Origin of the sequence: Streptomyces sp. NPDC002566 (assembly GCF_042889585.1) — a bacterium.
Lineage (GTDB): Bacteria > Actinomycetota > Actinomycetes > Streptomycetales > Streptomycetaceae > Streptomyces.
This window is the reverse complement of the sequence record NZ_JBIARD010000003.1, coordinates 222,949-241,257: the sequence shown is the minus strand read 5'-3', so window position 1 is coordinate 241,257 and position 18,309 is coordinate 222,949. Positions and strand designations below refer to the sequence as shown.

Sequence of the window (18,309 nt, the reverse complement as noted above, 5' to 3'; positions counted from 1 at the left end):
GCGGTTCGAACAGCTGAAGTCATCACAGCAGGGCGAAACGGTGAATACCGCCCGTGAGGGCAACCGTTTCGGACAGTTGATCGTCCCACCAGGGCGAGCGGAACAACGCCGTCCCACCAGGACGGGCGAAACAGACGAACACGGGCGCTCGAGTGTCCACGGGAGGGGTTCACTTCATGTCGGCGCATTTCGGCAGCAGGCTGCGCAAGGGAGCGGTCAACACCACCGTGGCCGCGTTGGCGGTCGCGGCTCTGGCGGCGTCCCAGGCGCCGGACGTCACGGCCGACACGCCGGGCGGACGCACCGCCGCCGACGCCCCGTCAGGAGATTCCGCCACCGGGGGCAGCGAGGGCAGCGCCACCGGCAACTCGCCGTACTACACGGACCTGCCGCCCCTGAACAGCCCGGTCCCCTCGCCCACCCAGAGCACCGGCACCACGCCGACCGGCGCCGGCGGCAGCGAGACCGGCATCCCCGCGACCGTCCTGGACGCCTACAAGAAGGCCGCGGACGCCCTCAAGGCGTCCAAGCCGGGCTGCAACATGCCCTGGCAGCTCCTCGCCGCCATCGGCAAGGTGGAGTCCGGGCAGGCCGGCGGCGGTCGTGTCAGCGCCGACGGCACCACCCTCTCGCCCATCCTGGGCCCGGTCCTCAACGGCGTCGGCTTCGCCAACATCAGCGACACCGACCACGGCGCCTACGACAACGACGCCGTCTACGACCGCGCCGTGGGCCCCATGCAGTTCATCCCGTCCACCTGGGCGTGGGCCGGCCGCGACGGCAACGCCGACGGCAAGAAGGACCCCAACAACATCTACGACGCCGCGCTCGCCGCCGGGCACTACCTGTGCCGCTACGACTGGGACATGGCCACCACGTCCGGCCTGCGCAAGGCGATCCTCAGCTACAACAACTCGACGGAGTACTACAACACCGTCCTGTCGTGGCTGGAGTACTACCGCAAGGGCACGCACGAGATCCCCGACGGCACCGGCGCGCTCCCGGGCAACCGCAGCGACGGCGGCGCCGGCAGGGGTACGAGCCCCTCCCCGTGGTCCCCGTCCCCCACCCGGCCGTCGACCACCACCCCGCCGGCGACGACGCCCCCGGCGACCACCAAGCCCGGCGGCGGCACCACGACGCCGCCCTCCACCCCGCCCCGGAAGCCGACCCCGCCCGCTCCCTCGACGCCGACCGACACCGTCGACCACCTGGAGGCGGCGGGCGCCACCGAGCTTACCGCCACGGCGGGCGCCGCGTTCGGCGAGAAGATCAGCGCGCGGGCGGAGACCAAGGCCGGCAAGGGCGTCGGCAAGGTCAGGGTCCGCTTCACCGTCACCGGCGGCGACGCCACGTTCGCCGGCGGCGAGAGCGTCGCCACGGTCCAGACCGACAGCGGCGGTGTCGCCGTCGCCCCGGCGCTGCGGGCGGGCGAGAAGACCGGGACGTTCACCGTGCGCGCCACGGTCGTGGGCCGCACGGTCCCCGCCCTCCAGTACACGGCCACCGTCACCGCCCGCGCCGCCGACGCCCTGGCCCGCACCGGCGGCACCGCGCTGACCTGCGTCGCGGGCGGCGAGTTCGCCGACCAGGTCGAGGTGAAGGCCACCTACAAGGGCGCCGCGGCGGGCAAGGTCGCGGCCACCGCCACCCTCGTCGCGGCGGCGGGCGGCACGACCGCGAACGACAAGGGCCCCTACTTCAAGGACGCCGCCGGCAACCGCGTCCGCAGCCTGACGGACCTGCGGACCGACGCCGACGGCCTGCTGAAGCTGCCGAAGCTGTACGCCGACGACAACGCCGGCACGTACCTGCTGAGCGTCACCACCACCGGCGGCGCCACCCTCACCGTCGAACTCACGGTGACGGCGCCCGTGCCGACGACCCCCGACCCGTCCGAAGGCACCCCCGACCCCTCCCAGGGCACCTCGGACCCGTCCGGCGGCACCTCGACGAGCCCGTCCGGCGGCACCTCGACCAGCCCGTCCAGCGGTGCTTCGAAGACGCCCTCCGGGAGCACCTCGGCGAGCCCCTCCGGATCGGCGTCGACCGGCTCCTGACACCGACCGCCCCGACACGACGACGGCGCCCCCTCCCTGCGAGCGGGGCGCCGTCGTCGTGTGCGGCGTGTCCGACGTGTTCTCATCTCGGCCGCCCGTTGCTACGGTGCCCGACCTGACGAACCATCAGGTCCGCTGCCCTCGCCCCGACACCGGCGCGAGGCGGCACACCGCGCCCCGCCGCACACCCCGGGAGGACCGCATGCGCGCTCTGATCGCCGCCGCGTCCGGCCTCGTCCTCGCTCTCGCCCTGGTCCTCGCCGTCACCGCCGTGGGCGCTCCGGCCGGACGGACCTCCCCGGAACCGCTGCTGACGACGGTGCCACCACACCCCTGACCGCCCGGGAGGGAGGCCGAGATGCGCCGCATGGCCGGCCTGGTCCTGCTCGCCCTCGCCGTGTTCTTCGCGGCGCTGTCCCCGCTGCTGCGCTGGTACGCCTTCCCGCGCCTGGCCAAGATCCCGGCCGGGGAGTACCAGACCATGGTCCTCGAGGCGCACGACGCCACCCTCCTCGACTACGGCACCATGACCGCCCGCACCGTCCCCAAGGTCACCATCGTGCAGACCCTCAAGGGCGACGTGGAGGCCTCCGAGCGGATCGAGAAGACCGTCGGCCGGGACGTCGTCGTCTGGGACGGCCTGTCCTACGTCCAGGGACCCGACGGCAAGATGGTCTCCAAGGTCCCCGAGCGCTACATCTTCGACGCCCACACCCAGGAACCCGTGCACGCCCCCGGCGAGGCGGTCGACGGCGACCCCGTCCGACGCGAGGGACTGGAGTTCAAGTGGCCGTTCCTGACGGAGAAACGGGACTACGAGTACTTCGACGCGCAGGCCAGGATCACCGCCCCCATCCACTACAAGGGCACCCAGGACTTCCGCGGCGTCGAGGTCTACTACTTCGAGCAGACCGTGCCGTGGACCGAGGTCCCCATGCCCAAGACCATGCCGGTCGCCGGAATCACCCCCGAGACCGTCGCCGCGACCGGCACCACCCGCTGGTACACCACCGTCCGCAAGTTCTGGGTCGAACCGCTCACCGGCGCGCCCGTCTACGGCGAGGAGATCCACAAGGAGGAACTGCGCGGCGGCACCCTGCTCGGCGACCGCGACCGGGTGACGGCGTTCGCCGGGCACGTGAAGATGCGCGAGGACTACATCGAGCACACCGTCGACCTCGTCAAGGCCAACCGCACCGTCGTCCTGCTGATGACCTCCTACCTGCCCTGGGGCTTCCTGTTCCTCGCCGCCGTCCTGCTCGCGCTCGCCCTCTGGCTGGAGGCCCGCGGCCGCCGCCCCGGCGAGCCCGCGCCCGAGGAGCCCGCCGAACCCGAACCGGTCACCGCCTGAGCCGCGCGTTGGTGTGCCGCGTCGGCTCGGCGCCGGCCGGGTCCTGCGGCCACGGATGCTTCGGATACCGGCCGCGCAGTTCCGCCCGTACGCCGTGGTAGCCGTCCTTCCAGAACGACGCGAGGTCCGCCGTGACGGCCGCCGGTCGTCCCGCGGGCGAGAGCAGGTGCACCAGCAGCGGCACCCCCGCGACCCGCGGCGACTCCTGGAGGCCGAACATCTCCTGGAGCTTGACGGCGAGCACGGGCCGCTCGGGATCGCCGTAGTCGATCCGGATCCTGGACCCGCTGGGCACGGTGATCCGCTCGGGCGCCAGCTCCTCCAGCCGCGCCGCCTCGCCCGACGCCCACGGCAGCAGCCGGGCCAGCGCCTGTCCGGCGTCGATCCGCGCGAGATCGGCGCGCCGCCGGGCCCGGCTCAGCTCCGGCTCCAGCCATTCGCCCACACGCGCGTGCAGCGACGCGTCGGCCACGTCGGGCCACGCCTCGCCCAGGTGCAGCCGCAGGAACGCCAGCCGCTGCCGCAGTCCCTCGGCCTCCGCCGACCAGCGCAGCAACCGGAACCCCTCCTGCCGCAGCCCTTCGAGGAGCGCCTCGCGGACGAGGGCCCCGTCGGCGTCCTTGAGCGGACGGGCCGCGAGCTCCACGGCGCCGAGCCGCTCCACGCGCCGCGCGACGACGTCCCCCTCGGCCCAGTGGACCTCCTCCCGCGCGTCCAGCAGCGCGCCGGCCGCGAACCGCGCCACATCCTCGTCGACCGCCGCCGCGAGCTGCACGCGTGCGTGCCCCTTGCCGAGGGGCCGGTCGGCGACGGCCACGGCGAGCCAGGAGATGCCCCGCAGCGGGGACCCGTCGGGCACCTCGCAGCGGGTGCCGGACACCATCAGGTACGACCCGCCGTCCAGCCTCGCGATCCGCTCCGGGAACGCGAGGGCGGCCACCAGCCCGGCCACCTGATCGTCCCGGGCGTCCTCACCCGGCGTCACCCCACCGGCCGGTGAAAGACCGTCAGCGGGCCCCGGGGAGTCCTCCGCGGCGGCGACGGACCGCAGCCGCCGCACCTCCGCACGCCACCTCCCCGCGTAGGCGTCGCCTCCGCGCCGGGCGCGGCGCAGGGCGGCCGCGAGATCGTCGCCGTACTCCCGCGGAGCCTCCTCGCTCAGCAGGGCGACCGCCTCCGCCGCCCGCTCGGCCCCCACGAGCGCGGCCCCGTCCAGCAGGGCGCGGCCCAGCCGCGGGTGCAGCCCCAGACGGGACAGACGCATCCCGCGGTCCGTGGCCCGGCCGCCGCCGTCCACAGCCCCCACCGCCGTCAGCAGACGCCGCGCCGCCGTCATCGCCCCGCCCGGCGGCGGATCCAGCAGCGCGAGCCCCGAGGCGTCGGGATCACCCCAGCAGGCCGCCTGAAGGGCGAACGCCGCCAGGTCGGCCACCCTGATCTCGGGGGAGGGGAAACGGGGCAGACGCGTGTCCTCCGCCTCCGTCCAGCAGCGGTACACCGTCCCCGGCGCCTCACGCCCCGCGCGCCCGGCCCGCTGCCGCCCGGCCGCCTGCGAGGCCCGCACGGTCGCCAGCGCGCTCAGCCCGCGCGCGTGGTCCACCCGCGGCTCCCGCGCAAGACCCGAGTCGACGACCACCCGCACCCCGGGGACCGTCAGCGAAGACTCCGCCACCGAGGTGGCCAGCACCACCCGCCGTCGCACGCCCGGCGTCAGCACCGCGTCCTGCACGGCCGCCGGCGCCCGCCCGTGCACCTGGAGCACGTCGACCCCGTCCAGGCCCCCGAGCAGCCCCGCCACCCGGGCGATCTCCCCGACGCCGGGCAGGAAGCACAGCACGTCCCCGGACCGCTCGGCCAGCGCCCGCCGCACCACCGACGCCACATGCGCCGGCAGCGCCGGATCGACGCGCATCCCGTGCGGCGGGCGCAGCGGGCGGGCCGGGGGAGCCCAGACCACCTCGACGTCGTACGATGCTCCGTGCGCCTCCACCACCGGCGCGCCGCCCAGCAGCCGCGCCCAGCCCGCCGTGTCCGTCGTCGCCGACGCCGCCACCAGCCGCAGCTCGGGCCGCAGGGCCGCCCGCACGTCGCACAGGAACGCGGCCGCCGTGTCCGCGTCCAGATGCCGCTCGTGGCACTCGTCGAGCATGACGACGTCGACGCCGGTCAGCTCCTGGTCGCGCTGGAGGCGCTGCACCAGCACACCGGTGGTGACGACCTCCACGCGTGTGTGCCGCCCGACGACCCGCTCGCCGCGCACGGTGTACCCGACGTTTTCGCCGGGCCGCTCGCCCAGCAGCCACGCCATCCGCCGGGCCGCGGCCCGCGCCGCGATCCGGCGGGGTTCGGCCACCACGACCCGCCGGGCCGGGGCCCCGCCCAGCAGGCCCGCCAGCGCGAGCGGCACCAGCGTCGTCTTGCCGGTGCCCGGCGGCGCGGCCAGCACGGCGACGCCGGGCCCGTCCAAGGCGTCGGTCAGGGCGGGCAGGGCGGCCCGCACGGGCAGCGCGTCCAGGGCGTCGTCACGGATCACGCCCCCCAGTGTCGTACGCCCGGGGAAGCTCCCGCGTACGCCCGCACGCGCGCGTGTGAAGTCTCAGGAGGGCCGCTTCAGTCTCGTTCGCACACGAAGATGGCCGTGCCCGGGATCAGGTTCCCGCGCAGCGGGGACCAGCCGCCCCACTCCGAGGTGTTCCAGGACGGCCACTCCGGCTCGACCAGGTCGACCAGGCGGAAGCCGGACGCCACGATGTCGCGGACGCGGTCGCCGAGCGTCCTGTGGTGCTCCACGTACACCGCGTTGCCGTCCTCGCCCTGCTCGACGTACGGCGTGCGGTCGAAGTAGGAGGCGGAGACCGACAGCCCCTCGGGGCCGGGCTCGTCGGGGAAGGCCCAGCGGATCGGATGCGTGACGGAGAAGACGAAGCGGCCGCCCGGGCGCAGCACCCGGCGCAGCTCGCACAGCACCAGCCGGGGGTCCGCCACGAACGGCAGCGCGCCGTACGCCGAGCACGCCAGGTCGAAGGAGGCGTCCGCGAAGGGCAGCGCGCCGGCGTCCGCGCACACCAGCGGGAACGACCCGCCGATGCGCAGCGCGTGCTGGAGCTGGCGGTGGGAGAGGTCCAGGGCGACCGGCCGGGCCCCCTGGGCGGCCAGCCAGCGTGAACACTGGGCGGCGCCGGCGCCGATCTCCAGCACCTCCTTGCCCTTCAGCTCCTCGGCCGGGCCCAGCAGCTCGGCCTCCACCTCGTCGAGGCCCTCCGGGCACCACACGAAGCGGTCGTCGCCCAGGAAGGTGCCGTGTTCGACCTGGTACTCGTCGGCGTTGCGGTCCCACCAGCCGCGATTGGCCCGGGAACTCTCCGTGACGTCGGCGTCGCGCCGGGTGGCTTCCGGTTCGAACGCATCGGGCTCTTGGATGATCTGCTCCCTCGTCGTACTCTTCCGTTCATCCCGTCCGGGACGTGTCGCGGAAGAGGTCTTTCCGGCCTGTCCGGCCTCGCAGGACGTTTCTTGTGCCGGGATTGCGGCGTTGTGCCCCGGGTGTGCGCCTTCGCGCATTGACCCTGCCCGGCTGCCCCCGTATGCTACAAGTTGCGCTGCGGGCCTGCGCACCTCAGACGTAGCAGGCTGCGCTCGCATCTGTCGTATGTCCCCTCGGTTGTCGAGGCGTCATCACCGGTTCACCGGTGGGGCGCTTCCTAGGCTGTCCGGCTTCTTCAGAGCGATACGGGCTCCCGGCGTAGCAGTACCTACGACTTCAATGTCCGTACCGGAGCCCTTTCCCACATGACGAGCAGCACCGAGACCACCGCCACCACCCCGCAGGTTGCGGTCAACGACATCGGTAACGAGGAAGCCTTCCTCGCCGCGATCGACGAGACGATCAAGTACTTCAACGACGGCGACATCGTCGACGGCGTCATCGTGAAGGTCGACCGGGACGAGGTCCTGCTCGACATCGGTTACAAGACCGAAGGCGTTATCCCGAGCCGCGAGCTCTCGATCAAGCACGACGTCGACCCCAACGAGGTCGTCGCCGTCGGTGACGAGATCGAAGCCCTTGTTCTCCAGAAGGAGGACAAGGAAGGCCGCCTGATCCTCTCGAAGAAGCGCGCCCAGTACGAGCGTGCCTGGGGCACCATCGAGAAGATCAAGGAAGAGGACGGGATCGTCACCGGTACCGTCATCGAGGTCGTCAAGGGTGGTCTCATCCTCGACATCGGCCTCCGTGGCTTCCTCCCGGCCTCGCTCGTCGAGATGCGCCGCGTCCGCGACCTCCAGCCCTACGTGGGCAAGGAGCTCGAGGCCAAGATCATCGAGCTGGACAAGAACCGCAACAACGTGGTCCTGTCCCGCCGTGCCTGGCTGGAGCAGACCCAGTCCGAGGTCCGCCAGACGTTCCTCACGACCCTCCAGAAGGGTCAGGTCCGTTCCGGTGTGGTCTCCTCGATCGTCAACTTCGGTGCCTTCGTGGACCTGGGTGGCGTCGACGGTCTGGTCCACGTCTCCGAGCTGTCCTGGAAGCACATCGACCACCCCTCCGAGGTCGTCGAGGTCGGCCAGGAGGTCACGGTCGAGGTCCTCGACGTCGACATGGACCGCGAGCGCGTCTCCCTGTCGCTGAAGGCGACCCAGGAAGACCCGTGGCAGCAGTTCGCCCGCACCCACCAGATCGGCCAGGTCGTGCCCGGCAAGGTCACGAAGCTGGTTCCGTTCGGTGCGTTCGTCCGCGTGGACGAGGGCATCGAGGGTCTGGTCCACATCTCCGAGCTGGCCGAGCGCCACGTGGAGATCCCGGAGCAGGTCGTCCAGGTCAACGACGAGATCTTCGTCAAGGTCATCGACATCGACCTCGAGCGTCGCCGCATCAGCCTCTCGCTGAAGCAGGCCAACGAGGCCTTCGGCGCCGACCCGTCCACGGTCGAGTTCGACCCGACCCTGTACGGCATGGCCGCGTCCTACGACGACCAGGGCAACTACATCTACCCCGAGGGCTTCGACCCCGAGACCAACGACTGGCTCGAGGGCTACGAGACCCAGCGCGAGGCGTGGGAGCACCAGTACGCCGAGGCGCAGACCCGCTTCGAGCAGCACCAGCAGCAGGTCATCAAGTCCCGCGAGGCGGACGAGAAGGCCGCTGCCGAGGGCGGCGAAGCCGCGGGTGCGGCTCCGGCCGCGGGCGGTGGCTCGTACTCCTCCGAGGGTGCGGACACCTCCGGTGCGCTCGCCTCGGACGAGGCGCTCGCCGCTCTGCGCGAGAAGCTCGCCGGCGGTCAGAGCTGACGCCCGACTGAGCACCAGCTCCTGACTGAGGGGCCGTACCTTCCGGGGTACGGCCCCTCAGCCGTTGCCGAAGGGAAACGCACCGGCCGCGACGGATTCACGTGATCATGGCCCGGAGTGGGAATGCCCCTGTCCTCACGCGTGTTGACGAAGAGGGAACACGAGGAGGAGCGGTCCAAGTGCTTGATCCGCAGGATTTGTACGCATGGGAGCCGAAGGGGCTGGCCGTCGTCGACATGGCGCTCGCCCAGGAGTCGGCCGGACTGGTCATGCTCTACCACTTCGACGGATACATCGACGCGGGGGAGACCGGCGACCAGATCGTCGACGGGATCCTCGACGCGCTGCCCCACCAGGTCGTCGCCCGCTTCGACCACGACCGGCTGGTGGACTACCGGGCCCGCCGCCCGCTGCTGACCTTCAAGCGCGACCGGTGGACCGACTACGAGGACCCGACCATCGAGGTGCGGCTCGTCCAGGACACCACCGGCGCCCCCTTCCTGCTGCTGTCCGGCCCCGAGCCGGACGTGGAGTGGGAGCGCTTCGCCGTCGCCGTCCGGCAGATCGTGGAGCGGCTCGGCGTGCGCCTGTCCGTGAACTTCCACGGCATCCCCATGGGCGTCCCGCACACCCGCCCCGTCGGCCTGACCCCGCACGGCAACCGCACGGACCTCGTCCCGGGCCACCGCAGCCCCTTCGACGAGGCGCAGGTCCCCGGCAGCGCCGAGGCGCTCGTCGAGTACCGCCTGATGGAAGCCGGCCACGACGTCCTCGGCATCGCCGCGCACGTCCCGCACTACATCGCCCGCTCCCCCTACCCGGACGCCGCCCTCACCGTCCTGGAGGCCCTCACCGCCGCCACCGGACTGGTCCTGCCGGGCATCGCGCACTCCCTGCGCAACGACGCCCACCGCACCCAGACGGAGATCGACCGGCAGATCCAGGAGGGCGACGAGGAGCTCACCGCCCTCGTCCAGGGCCTGGAGCACCAGTACGACGCCGCCGCGGGCGCCGAGACCCGGGGCAACATGCTCGCCGAGCCCGTGGACATCCCCTCGGCCGACGAGATCGGGCGGGAGTTCGAGAAGTTCCTCGCCGAACGGGAGGGCGAGGGCTGAGCCGGCACCGGGGTGCGGGCACCGGGCGCGGAGGCGGACGCCTGGGCGGATGCCGGGAGCGCCGGGTGCTCTGTCGGTGGCAGGCCGTAAGCTGCACGACATGCTGAAAGTGGGCCTGACCGGGGGCATCGGCGCCGGCAAGAGCGAGGTGTCACGGCTGCTGGTGGAATGCGGCGCCGTGCTGATCGACGCGGACCGCATCGCGCGCGAGGTCGTCGCGCCCGGCACACCGGGCCTCGCCGCGATCGTCGAGACCTTCGGGGAGGGCGTGCTCGCGGCGGACGGCAGCCTCGACCGCCCCCGGCTCGGCTCCCTCGTCTTCGCCGACCCGGACAAGCTCGCCGCGCTCAACGCCGTCGTGCACCCCCTGGTCGGAGCCCGCTCCGCCGAACTGGAGGCCGCCGCGCCCGAGGACGCCGTCGTCGTCCACGACGTCCCGCTCCTCACCGAGAACGGCCTCGCACCCCTCTACGACGTCGTGGTGGTCGTGGACGCCGCTCCCGAGACCCAGCTCGACCGCCTGGTCCGCCTGCGCGGCATGACCGAGGACGACGCACGCGCGCGCATGGCGGCCCAGGCGACGCGCGAGCAGCGCCGGGAGATCGCCGACGTCGTCATCGACAACGACGTCCCGCTGGCCGAGCTGAGAGCGCGGGTGAAGGACGTGTGGGCCGACCTGGAGCGCCGGGCACGCGCGGCCTGAGAGGCCTCTCCCCGGCCCGGTGCCCCGGAATAGCGGGAGTCGCCCGACGCGTTGAACGCGTGCAGCGAGGGAAGGAATTTTCCGTGCCCGAAACCAGCGGTTCGACCGGACGCACTCCGGAGACGCATGTCATCGACTTCCGTGCCGCCGAGCAACTGCTCGCCGCACGGGACCCGCGGGGCGCGGTGAAGCTGCTCGACGGCGTCATCGCCGCCTACCCCGAGAACACGGCGGCTCGGCTGCTGCGCGCGCGTGCCTTCTTCGCCGCCGCACAACTGCGGCCGGCCGAGCTCGAGTTCACGATCGTCCTGGAGCGCGAGCCGGACAACGCGTTCGCGCACTTCGCGCTCGCCCGCACCTACGAGCGGCAAGGGCGGGGAGACCAGGCCAAACGCCACTTCCGGCTGGCCGCAGCGCTCGACCCCAACCCGCAGTACCTGAAAGCGGCGCGCTTCGACTCCTGAGGGCCACCCCGGCGCGGGCCCCCGCCGCCGCACCGCCCGCCGGACGGTGTCACGGGTGCCGGTGCTCCGGCGGCGGATAGGGCGGGATGTCGCGGCCCGGCTGGTAGTGGGGCCCCTGGCGCAGATGCCGCACGATCATCGTCAGGTCGACGGTGACCACCAGCCACAGCACCCCGCAGGCGGCGGCCCATCCCGGCCGCCCGGCGAGCGCAAACGCGACCGTGCCGAAGGCCGCCCACAGCAGCCCCCACACGGTCAGCCACAACCGCATCCTCAGCGGACTGCGCGCCGTCGCCGGCTCACTGCCTGTACGCATCGGATCATCACTCCTCCTATGAAACGTACTCTTCGCTCCGGGCGTTCTCCAGGAGAGCGGTGATCGCGAAGAGGGGAGTCAGATCGGTGCTGTTGCCGGAAACCGACGAGCTGGCCGAGGTGCTCCTCGACCTCGGAGTACCGCACCAGGACATCGACGAGCCGGTCCGGCTGAGCCGGCGGGTGACCGGCGACGCCGAGAGCCGGGCCTTCCTGGAGAAGGCGGTGGCGGAACTCGTCGAGGACATGGGGGAGGTCCGCGGCGGAGCCGACGTGCCCGGCCTCCCCGGCGCGTCCGGAGCCCTCGCCCGGTTCTTCCCGCTGTACGTGCTCGTCGGCGCGCTGCCCCACGCCCGCGCCCACCACCGGAAGCTGGGCGTCCCGGAGGAGGTCTCCCGGCGCACGCTCGCCGACGTCGGCCGCGCGGTCGCGCTGCACCGCCGATGGCAAGGCACGGGCGGCATCCTCTCGGCCCGCTGGCTGTCCCTGCACCTGCGGGGCGAGCTCTACCAGCTGGGACGGCTCCAGTTCCAGCGGTCCCGGATCGACCGGCGCACGAGCGACTCGATCGCGGCGGCGGGCCTCGCCGCCGGGCTCGACGACCCCGCTCTGAGCGTCCATGTGCCCGACTTCATGGGCCCGTTGTCGCGGCGTGCCTGCGACCGCTCACTGGACCTCGCCCGGGACTTCTTCGCCCGGCACCACCCCGAGGAGCCCTCCTCGGTGGCGACCTGCGCCTCCTGGCTGCTCGACCCCCAGCTGAAGCGGTACCTGCCCGGCGACTCCAACATCGTCCGGTTCCAGGAACGGTTCCGGCTGGGCGAGGAGCCGGCCGAGCCGGAGGACATGACGCCCGTCCGCTTCGTCTTCGGCACCACCGACGTGCCACTGGAGCGGCTCCCGCGCCGGACCGTCCTGCACCGGGCGGTCCTCGACCATCTGCGGGACGGGGGGCACTGGTACGTCAGAACGGGGTGGCTGTCCCTCTGACGAGTGACCGACGCGCGAACGGGAACGGTGCGGCGGGGGTGGGGCGTTGGGCGGGTATGACACTCGGAATGCGTGAGGGACACGACGGGACGGGCCCCGGGGCCATCACTCCGGACGGCTGCGCGGTGGAGCTCTACAGCCGGCTGCCCGTGCGGGACGAACCCGACATCATCGCCGCGGCCGTCCCGGCCGGGGCGCACATCCTGGAGCTGGGCAGCGGCGTGGGGCGCGTGACCCACGCGCTGCTGGAGCGCGGGTTCACGGTCACGGCGGTGGACGAGTCCCCCGAGATGCTCGACCGGGTGCGAGGAGCGCGCACGATATGCGGCCCCATCGAGGAACTCGACCTCGGGGAGACGTTCGACGTGGTGATGCTCGCGTCGTTCCTCGTGCACAGCGGGGACGTCGAGGTGCGGCGCGGCTTGCTGCGCACCTGTGTGCGGCATGTCGCGGCCGGCGGGTGCGTGCTGATCCAGCGGGAGGGCGAGGACTACCACACCGACCTGCCCCGCGAACGCGTCGATCCGACCGGGTTCACCTTGCGCATAGTCTCCTCCGAGCCCGTCGGCGACGGGGTCAACGCGGTGCGCGCGGAGTACGTGTTCCCGGACGCGGTCTGGACGCAGACGTTCCGCTCCCGGCCGCTGACCCGGGAACAGTTCGAGGACGCGCTGGAGGAGGCGGGACTGAGAGTGGACAGGTACCTGACGGAGGATCGGATATGGGTGCGGGCGGTGCCGGAGGCGCGATCGGTGCGGAGGGGTGAAAAGGAGCAGTGAAAGGCGCGGTGAAAGTCGGAGCGAAAAGAGTCGCCCGGCAGCGATGAGTCCGGGCCGAGGGGCCGGTCTACCTCTCTGACAGCACAGACGGACCGCTTCCCTTCAGGAGAACCCCATGTCCGAGACCACCGCTTCCGCCGCCTCCCCCTCCACCTCCGCTTCCCCCGGTTCCGTCGTCTCCCAGGCCACCGGTCGGCGGCGGGCCGCCCGGATCGCGCTGCGCGGAGTTCAGGTGCTGCTCGCCCTCTTCTACGGGCTCGCGAGCGCGCTGCCGAAGCTGATCGCGCATCCGACGGCGTCCGAGGCGTTCGACGAGATGGGCTGGGGCAGCGCGGGCATGTACGCGATCGGCGTCCTTGAACTGGCCGGAGCGGTGGCCTTGTTGGTGCCGGTGCTGCAGTCGGTGGCGGCCGTGGCGCTGGGCGCGCTGATGGTCGGCGCGTTCGTCGTGCAGATCGCCGTGTTCGACGGGCAGAACGCGGCGACCCCGCTGATCCTGCTCGTCCCCCTGGCCCTGATCGCCTGGACGCGGCGCGGCTCCAACGCCGATCTGCTGCGGCTCGTGCGACGCGGGGCGTGAACCGCCCCGCGTGGTGGGGTCGTACGGTGGGGGCATGGACGCCCTCGCCCAACTGGACCGGCGCATCGCGGACTGCCGGGCCTGCCCCCGGCTGGTGGACTGGCGTGAGGAGGTGGCCCGCACCAAGCGGGCCGCCTTCGCGGACTGGACGTACTGGGGCCGCCCCGTGCCCGGCTTCGGTCCGCCCGACGCCCGTCTGCTGATCGTCGGGCTCGCCCCGGCGGCGCACGGAGGCAACCGCACCGGCCGCATGTTCACCGGTGACCGCTCCGGGGACGTGCTCTACCGGGCGCTGTACGACGTGGGGCTGGCCTCGCAGCCGACGCCGGTGTCCGCCGGGGACGGGCTGGCCCTGCACGGCGTGCGTGTGACGTCGCCGGTGCACTGCGCGCCGCCGGCCAACAAGCCCACCCCGGGGGAACGGGACACCTGCCGGCCCTGGCTGGTCCAGGAGCTGCGGTTGCTGCGGCCGACGCTGCGCGCGGTCGTCGTGCTGGGCGCGTTCGGGTGGCAGGCGGCGCTGCCGGCGTTCACCGAGGCCGGCTGGTCCGTGCCCCGCCCGCGACCGGCGTTCGCCCACGGGAAGCGGGTGGAGCTGGGCGGCCTCGAACTCTTCGGCTGCTTCCATGTGAGCCAGCGCAACACCTTCACCGGGCGGCTCACCCCCGAGATGCTGAGGGACGTCCTGCGGACGGCGGCGACAACGGCGGGACTGCCGTAGAAGCCCAGGAGCTCTCACCCGGGCCCCTCCCCGCCGCTGACGCGTCCGTAGGATCCGCGGCGACAGGGCGACGGTCAGACGACGCGGGCTGCGGCGAGCGGCCGCTGCGACACCGGGTAGGCGTTGTCCTTGTGGGTGTTGACGCTCCACCGGTACCGGGAGAACTCCCCGGTGGCCTGCGAGGCGTAGAACATCATGTGCCCGATGCCCACGCCCTCGTGGTTCTCCTCCTTCGCGAGGCTGACCATGCGGGTGTCGGGATACTTCGGGTAGTTGGTCAGCGCGTACACGCCGTGCGGTTCGGCCGTGCAGTCGACGACCTCGACGGCGTACTGCGTCTCACCGGCGAAGTCCGCGACCCCGGTGAAGACGCCCTTGACCTCGCGGACCATGACGATGTGCCCGGTGTTGCCCTCGACCTCGCCCCGGTAGTCCACCGCGACGAGGTCGCCCGGCTGGAGGTCGGTGACCTTGCGGATCAGCTGGAAGCGCGGGCCCGCGGTGCCGGCCGCGAAGGCCTGCCGGTAGTCGGCGGCCTCGGGGATCCGGTCCTGGAAGTACTGGGTGAAGTAGGCGTCGGACGCCCACCCGTAGGTGTGCCGGAGCACCCAGGTGACGAAGGACGAGCAGCGGGCCTTGGCGATCCAGCTGGTCAGGTCGTCGGGGGTGCCCCAGGTGACCGTCGAGGGGGAGCCGATCAGGTAACGGTTGTTCTCGGCCGCCTGCCGGCCGCTGACGAGGAAGACCTCGGCGGCGCTCAGCGCGCGGCCGTAGGCGCGGACGTCGTCCACGGCGCCCTTGAAGAGGTTCACGTACGCGCCGTTCCAGCGGGCGCGGCCCACGTTGAAGCCCTCGGACGCGGCCCAGGAGAGGGCCGCGTCGGCGCTGCCCTCCAGGGTGCCGTTCACGTACAGGTGGACGCGGGAGCCGTCCCAGACGCCCGTCAGATGGGTCCACCGGCCTGGCTCGGGGGCGGTGGTGGACAGGGCGGAGATCTTGGCGCTCTGGTCCTCGCCGCGCACCTTGAACGCCCACTTGCCGGCGCTGTCGTCGTACTGGAGCAAAAAGCGGCTGCAGGCGGCCCCGTCCTGGCTGACCGCGGTGTACATGGACGTCAGGGCGGCGTCGTTCGCGAGGCGGACCCAGGCCGAGACGGTGAAGGGGGCCGTGGTGTCCAGGACGGACGCGGTGGCCGCGTGGCCGCCGTCGAGGCTGAGTTCGCCGCCGGCCCGCAGGGCCGACCAGCTCGCGCCCGCGCCGAGGGTGAGGGGTCGGCCCAGCCCGGAGCGGTCCGCGCCGGAGCCGTCCAGCGGCCAGTGCCCGGCCAGGCCGCCCGGCAGATAGCCGGCCGCGAGCAGCCGCTGGTACTGCACCATCTGCTCCGCCTCCGCGAGGTGCGGCACACCGACCGGCGTGAACGGGGTGCCGAGGGGGGCGTCGGCCACGGCGGCCCCCGCCCCGCCCAGCACTCCGGTCATCGCGCCCGCCCCCACGAGCGCGGCACCGCTCAACAGCCCACGTCTGCTGACCATGCAGGTTCTCCCCATCCCGTCCACCGAGTCGTCCCCCTCGAACCCGTGCCCGAAGGGCCGAGTGAGTCTAGACGTCCGAAGGGACGGGGGCGCGCGCATTTCGGGGGCGCCCGCGCGGGGAGTTGCGTTCATAAAGAACGCGGGATTCGGGGCGGGTGTCACCTCGTCGCAACGTGAGCGGCCCTGGATTCCCGCAGTTCGGGCCGTACCGTGGAGACACAGCTCAGCACCCCGCCCCGGTCGCCGTCGCCCGAAGGCACACACCGCCCTCGAACCGACAGGAGCTCCGTGTCCCCGCGCCCGTCCCTTCCCGTTCGCGCACGCGCCGCTCTGCCGCCCTGGCTCGCTCACGCCCTGCGCGCGCAGGGCGGACCCGTGCCGTGGAGCGCCGTCGTGCGCGGGGCGCTCGCCGCGGGGCCGCTGCTGCTGGTCGCGGTGCTCGTCGACCGGGTATCCCTCGGGGTGGTCGCCGCCGTCGCCGCCATGCTCGCCGGCATCAACGACCGGCCCGGCAGCCGGCGCGCCTCGGTGCGGCGGCTCGGAGCGCCCGCGCTGGCGGGAGCGGCCGGGCTGCTCGTCGGGACGTACGCCGGCGAGCACGTCGGGGCGGTCGCGCTGACGTTCGTGTTCACCGCGCTGGGGCTGCTCGCCGGCGGGATCAGCGCCATCGGGCCGGTCGCCTCGGGGGCCGGCACGCAGCTCCTCGTCGCCGCGGCGATCGGGGCGGGGATGCCGCTGCCCGACAGCGGCTGGGCGCGCGCCCTCGCCTTCCTCGTCGGCGCGGGCTGGCTGCTCGTGCTGCGGCTCGTCCTGCCCACGCCCGGCGCGCTGACCGGCGACTTCCGCCGCGTGCCCCGAGGGGAGGGAGACTCCCGCCACGGAAGGCGCGCCTTCCGTCCCGGCTCCCGCCTCGACTTCCGTTTCGACGGGGAGCGGGCCGCCGTCGCCGACGTGTACGACGCCGTCGCCGAGCTGCTGGACGCGACCGGCACCGAAGACGCCTTGGCCCGTCGCGCGGCCTTGACCGCCGCCCTCGACCATGCTCAGGACTCCCTGGCCGGGCCCCGGCTGCGGCGGTACGCCAGCTCCGCCGCCGAACGGCGGCTGCACGCGCAGTACGCCGCCGCGCTGCCCCTCGCGGAGGCGGCGACCGCCCTCGCCTGGGCCGGCGAACCCCTCACCGAGCGGGCCTCCGAAGGCCCCCGCCGTCTGGCCGCCGCCGTACGCGGCAACGCGTCCACCGGGCCGCTCCCCGCGCCCTCCCGGTCGGCGCCGGGACTGCGGGCCCTGGACGACGCGCTGTTGCGGGCCGCCGACGCCTTCGACCAGGGCGGCGGGGGCGATCTGCACACGCGGCGGCGCGGCGCGCGGGACCTGCTGCGGACCGTCTTCGGGGTCGGCGGCCGGGAGTACGGGATGCGGGTCGCCCTCTGCTTCGGGGCGAGCGCGGCCATCGCCCAGGGCCTGTACCACTCGCACTGGTACGGGCAGCACACGCACTGGTACTGGCTGCCCGCCACCGCCGTCTTCCTGGTCAAGCCCGATCTCGGGCCGCTGGTGTCCCGGGTGCTGTGCAGGGCCGCCGGAACCGTCCTCGGCGCGCTGCTCTTCGCCGGGTTCGCCGCCGTGCTGCCCCGTCCGGAGGGGCTCGTGGCGCTGGTCGCTCTCTGCGGGGCGCTCATACCGGTCTCCACCCGGCATTTCGCCGCGCAGACCTCCGTCGTCACCGTCCTCGTCCTGGCCCTCGTCATGGTCGGCGGAGAACCCCAGGCCTCCGTCAGCCGTATCGCGGAGACCCTGCTCGCGTGCGCGATCGTGCTGATCGTGGGGCACCTGCCGATGCCGGGGGAGCGCGGCGGGCGGGTGCAGGCCCGGCTCACCGCCGCCGCGACCGCCGCGCACGCCTACCTCGTCCACGTCCTCGACGGCCCCGACACCCGCGACGGCGTCAACACCCCCTACGGAACAGACCACTCCGGTGACGCCCACACCCTCCCGGACACCGGCGGCACCGGCAGTGCCCTTCAGGCCCCGGACCGCTCCGACGTCCGCGCCGCCCGCTGGACCCTGCGCCGCGAGGCCTACCGCACGCTCGCCGAGGCCCGGACCGCCATCGCCCTCTCCGCCGCCGAACTGCCCGCCCTCGCCCGGCACACGGAGGGCGCCGACGCGATCGCCGATCTCCTCGAACGACTCGTCGACACGACCACCGCCTGCGCGGTCCACCTCGACGAGACCGGAAGCCTCAGCGGCCGACAAAGCGGACAACTCGCCGAACTGCTCCAGGAACTGTCGGAGCACCGGGACCGCCTCGGGCTGCCGGCAGGGGACCCGCCGGGGCCGGCTGTCGCCGTGTGAGAGGGGCCGGAGGGGATCGCGAAGGGTGATCTTTCCGGTGCGCAATGTGCTC

General features: G+C 73.1%; 16 protein-coding genes. 12 read left to right on the top strand and 4 right to left on the bottom strand.

The window, feature by feature from the left end:
- The first annotated feature begins 176 nt into the window (after window positions 1-176).
- From ACFYXA_RS13875 to ACFYXA_RS13865, 3 genes are all read left to right on the top strand, one after another.
- Window positions 177-2,060, top strand: a complete 1,884-nt coding sequence (locus ACFYXA_RS13875) for a lytic transglycosylase domain-containing protein (protein ID WP_389032178.1) — start codon at window positions 177-179, stop codon at window positions 2,058-2,060.
- 202 nt (window positions 2,061-2,262) lie between these two features.
- Window positions 2,263-2,397: an SPW_0924 family protein gene (locus ACFYXA_RS13870; RefSeq protein ID WP_352246227.1), complete on the top strand. Its 135-nt coding sequence runs from the start codon at window positions 2,263-2,265 to the stop codon at window positions 2,395-2,397.
- 21 nt (window positions 2,398-2,418) lie between these two features.
- A complete protein-coding gene (locus ACFYXA_RS13865; protein WP_389032175.1) occupies window positions 2,419-3,411 on the top strand; it encodes a DUF3068 domain-containing protein in 993 nt (330 codons plus the stop codon).
- Here ACFYXA_RS13865 and hrpB read toward each other — a convergent pair.
- Both hrpB and ACFYXA_RS13855 read right to left on the bottom strand, forming a co-directional pair.
- Window positions 3,401-5,944, bottom strand: a complete 2,544-nt coding sequence (gene hrpB, locus ACFYXA_RS13860) for an ATP-dependent helicase HrpB (RefSeq protein WP_389032173.1) — start codon at window positions 5,942-5,944, stop codon at window positions 3,401-3,403. The genes ACFYXA_RS13865 and hrpB overlap by 11 nt on opposite strands.
- Before the next feature lie 77 nt (window positions 5,945-6,021).
- Entirely contained in the window at window positions 6,022-6,972 is a 951-nt protein-coding gene (locus ACFYXA_RS13855) for a class I SAM-dependent methyltransferase (RefSeq protein WP_389032171.1), read from the bottom strand.
- 228 nt (window positions 6,973-7,200) lie between these two features.
- Here ACFYXA_RS13855 and rpsA point away from each other — a divergent pair, with 228 nt between their 5' ends.
- The 4 genes from rpsA (at window position 7,201) to ACFYXA_RS13835 (ending at window position 10,982) form a co-directional block, all read left to right on the top strand.
- Window positions 7,201-8,697, top strand: coding sequence for a 30S ribosomal protein S1 (gene rpsA, locus ACFYXA_RS13850; protein ID WP_130437310.1), 1,497 nt, complete (start codon window positions 7,201-7,203; stop codon window positions 8,695-8,697).
- 179 nt (window positions 8,698-8,876) lie between these two features.
- Complete coding sequence (locus tag ACFYXA_RS13845; protein WP_389032168.1) at window positions 8,877-9,815, top strand: PAC2 family protein; 939 nt, start codon at window positions 8,877-8,879, stop codon at window positions 9,813-9,815.
- Between the two features lie 100 nt (window positions 9,816-9,915).
- On the top strand, window positions 9,916-10,518 hold the full coding sequence (gene coaE, locus ACFYXA_RS13840) for a dephospho-CoA kinase (RefSeq protein WP_351099020.1): 603 nt from the start codon (window positions 9,916-9,918) through the stop codon (window positions 10,516-10,518).
- Window positions 10,519-10,601: 83 nt separating this feature from the next.
- Window positions 10,602-10,982 (top strand): M48 family metallopeptidase, encoded by a 381-nt coding sequence (locus tag ACFYXA_RS13835; protein WP_130437313.1) that lies wholly within the window; start codon window positions 10,602-10,604, stop codon window positions 10,980-10,982.
- A 49-nt stretch (window positions 10,983-11,031) separates the two neighbouring features.
- Here ACFYXA_RS13835 and ACFYXA_RS13830 read toward each other — a convergent pair whose 3' ends face one another.
- Window positions 11,032-11,298 carry a DUF6343 family protein gene (locus tag ACFYXA_RS13830; protein WP_130437314.1) on the bottom strand — a complete coding sequence of 89 codons (267 nt, stop codon included), beginning with the start codon at window positions 11,296-11,298 and terminating at the stop codon, window positions 11,032-11,034.
- Window positions 11,299-11,387: 89 nt separating this feature from the next.
- Between ACFYXA_RS13830 and ACFYXA_RS13825 the strand changes: the two genes are divergently transcribed.
- The 4 genes from ACFYXA_RS13825 to ACFYXA_RS13810 all read left to right on the top strand — a co-directional run bounded on the left by ACFYXA_RS13825 (window position 11,388) and on the right by ACFYXA_RS13810 (window position 14,367).
- Complete coding sequence (locus ACFYXA_RS13825; RefSeq protein WP_389033379.1) at window positions 11,388-12,287, top strand: acyltransferase domain-containing protein; 900 nt, start codon at window positions 11,388-11,390, stop codon at window positions 12,285-12,287.
- Window positions 12,288-12,355: 68 nt separating this feature from the next.
- Complete coding sequence (locus tag ACFYXA_RS13820; RefSeq protein ID WP_389032163.1) at window positions 12,356-13,066, top strand: class I SAM-dependent methyltransferase; 711 nt, start codon at window positions 12,356-12,358, stop codon at window positions 13,064-13,066.
- A 115-nt stretch (window positions 13,067-13,181) separates the two neighbouring features.
- Window positions 13,182-13,646, top strand: coding sequence for a DoxX family protein (locus ACFYXA_RS13815; RefSeq protein ID WP_389032160.1), 465 nt, complete (start codon window positions 13,182-13,184; stop codon window positions 13,644-13,646).
- Window positions 13,647-13,680: 34 nt separating this feature from the next.
- Window positions 13,681-14,367, top strand: a complete 687-nt coding sequence (locus tag ACFYXA_RS13810; protein WP_389032157.1) for a uracil-DNA glycosylase — start codon at window positions 13,681-13,683, stop codon at window positions 14,365-14,367.
- A 74-nt stretch (window positions 14,368-14,441) separates the two neighbouring features.
- On the opposite strand, the gene ACFYXA_RS13805 is transcribed toward ACFYXA_RS13810, so the two are convergent.
- Window positions 14,442-15,899, bottom strand: coding sequence for a LamG domain-containing protein (locus tag ACFYXA_RS13805; RefSeq protein ID WP_389032154.1), 1,458 nt, complete (start codon window positions 15,897-15,899; stop codon window positions 14,442-14,444).
- A 288-nt stretch (window positions 15,900-16,187) separates the two neighbouring features.
- Between ACFYXA_RS13805 and ACFYXA_RS13800 the strand changes: the two genes are divergently transcribed.
- The gene (locus ACFYXA_RS13800; RefSeq protein WP_389032151.1) at window positions 16,188-18,257 is read left to right on the top strand and encodes an FUSC family protein; all 2,070 of its coding nucleotides are present in this window, start codon (window positions 16,188-16,190) and stop codon (window positions 18,255-18,257) included.
- The last annotated feature ends 52 nt before the right edge of the window (window positions 18,258-18,309 follow it).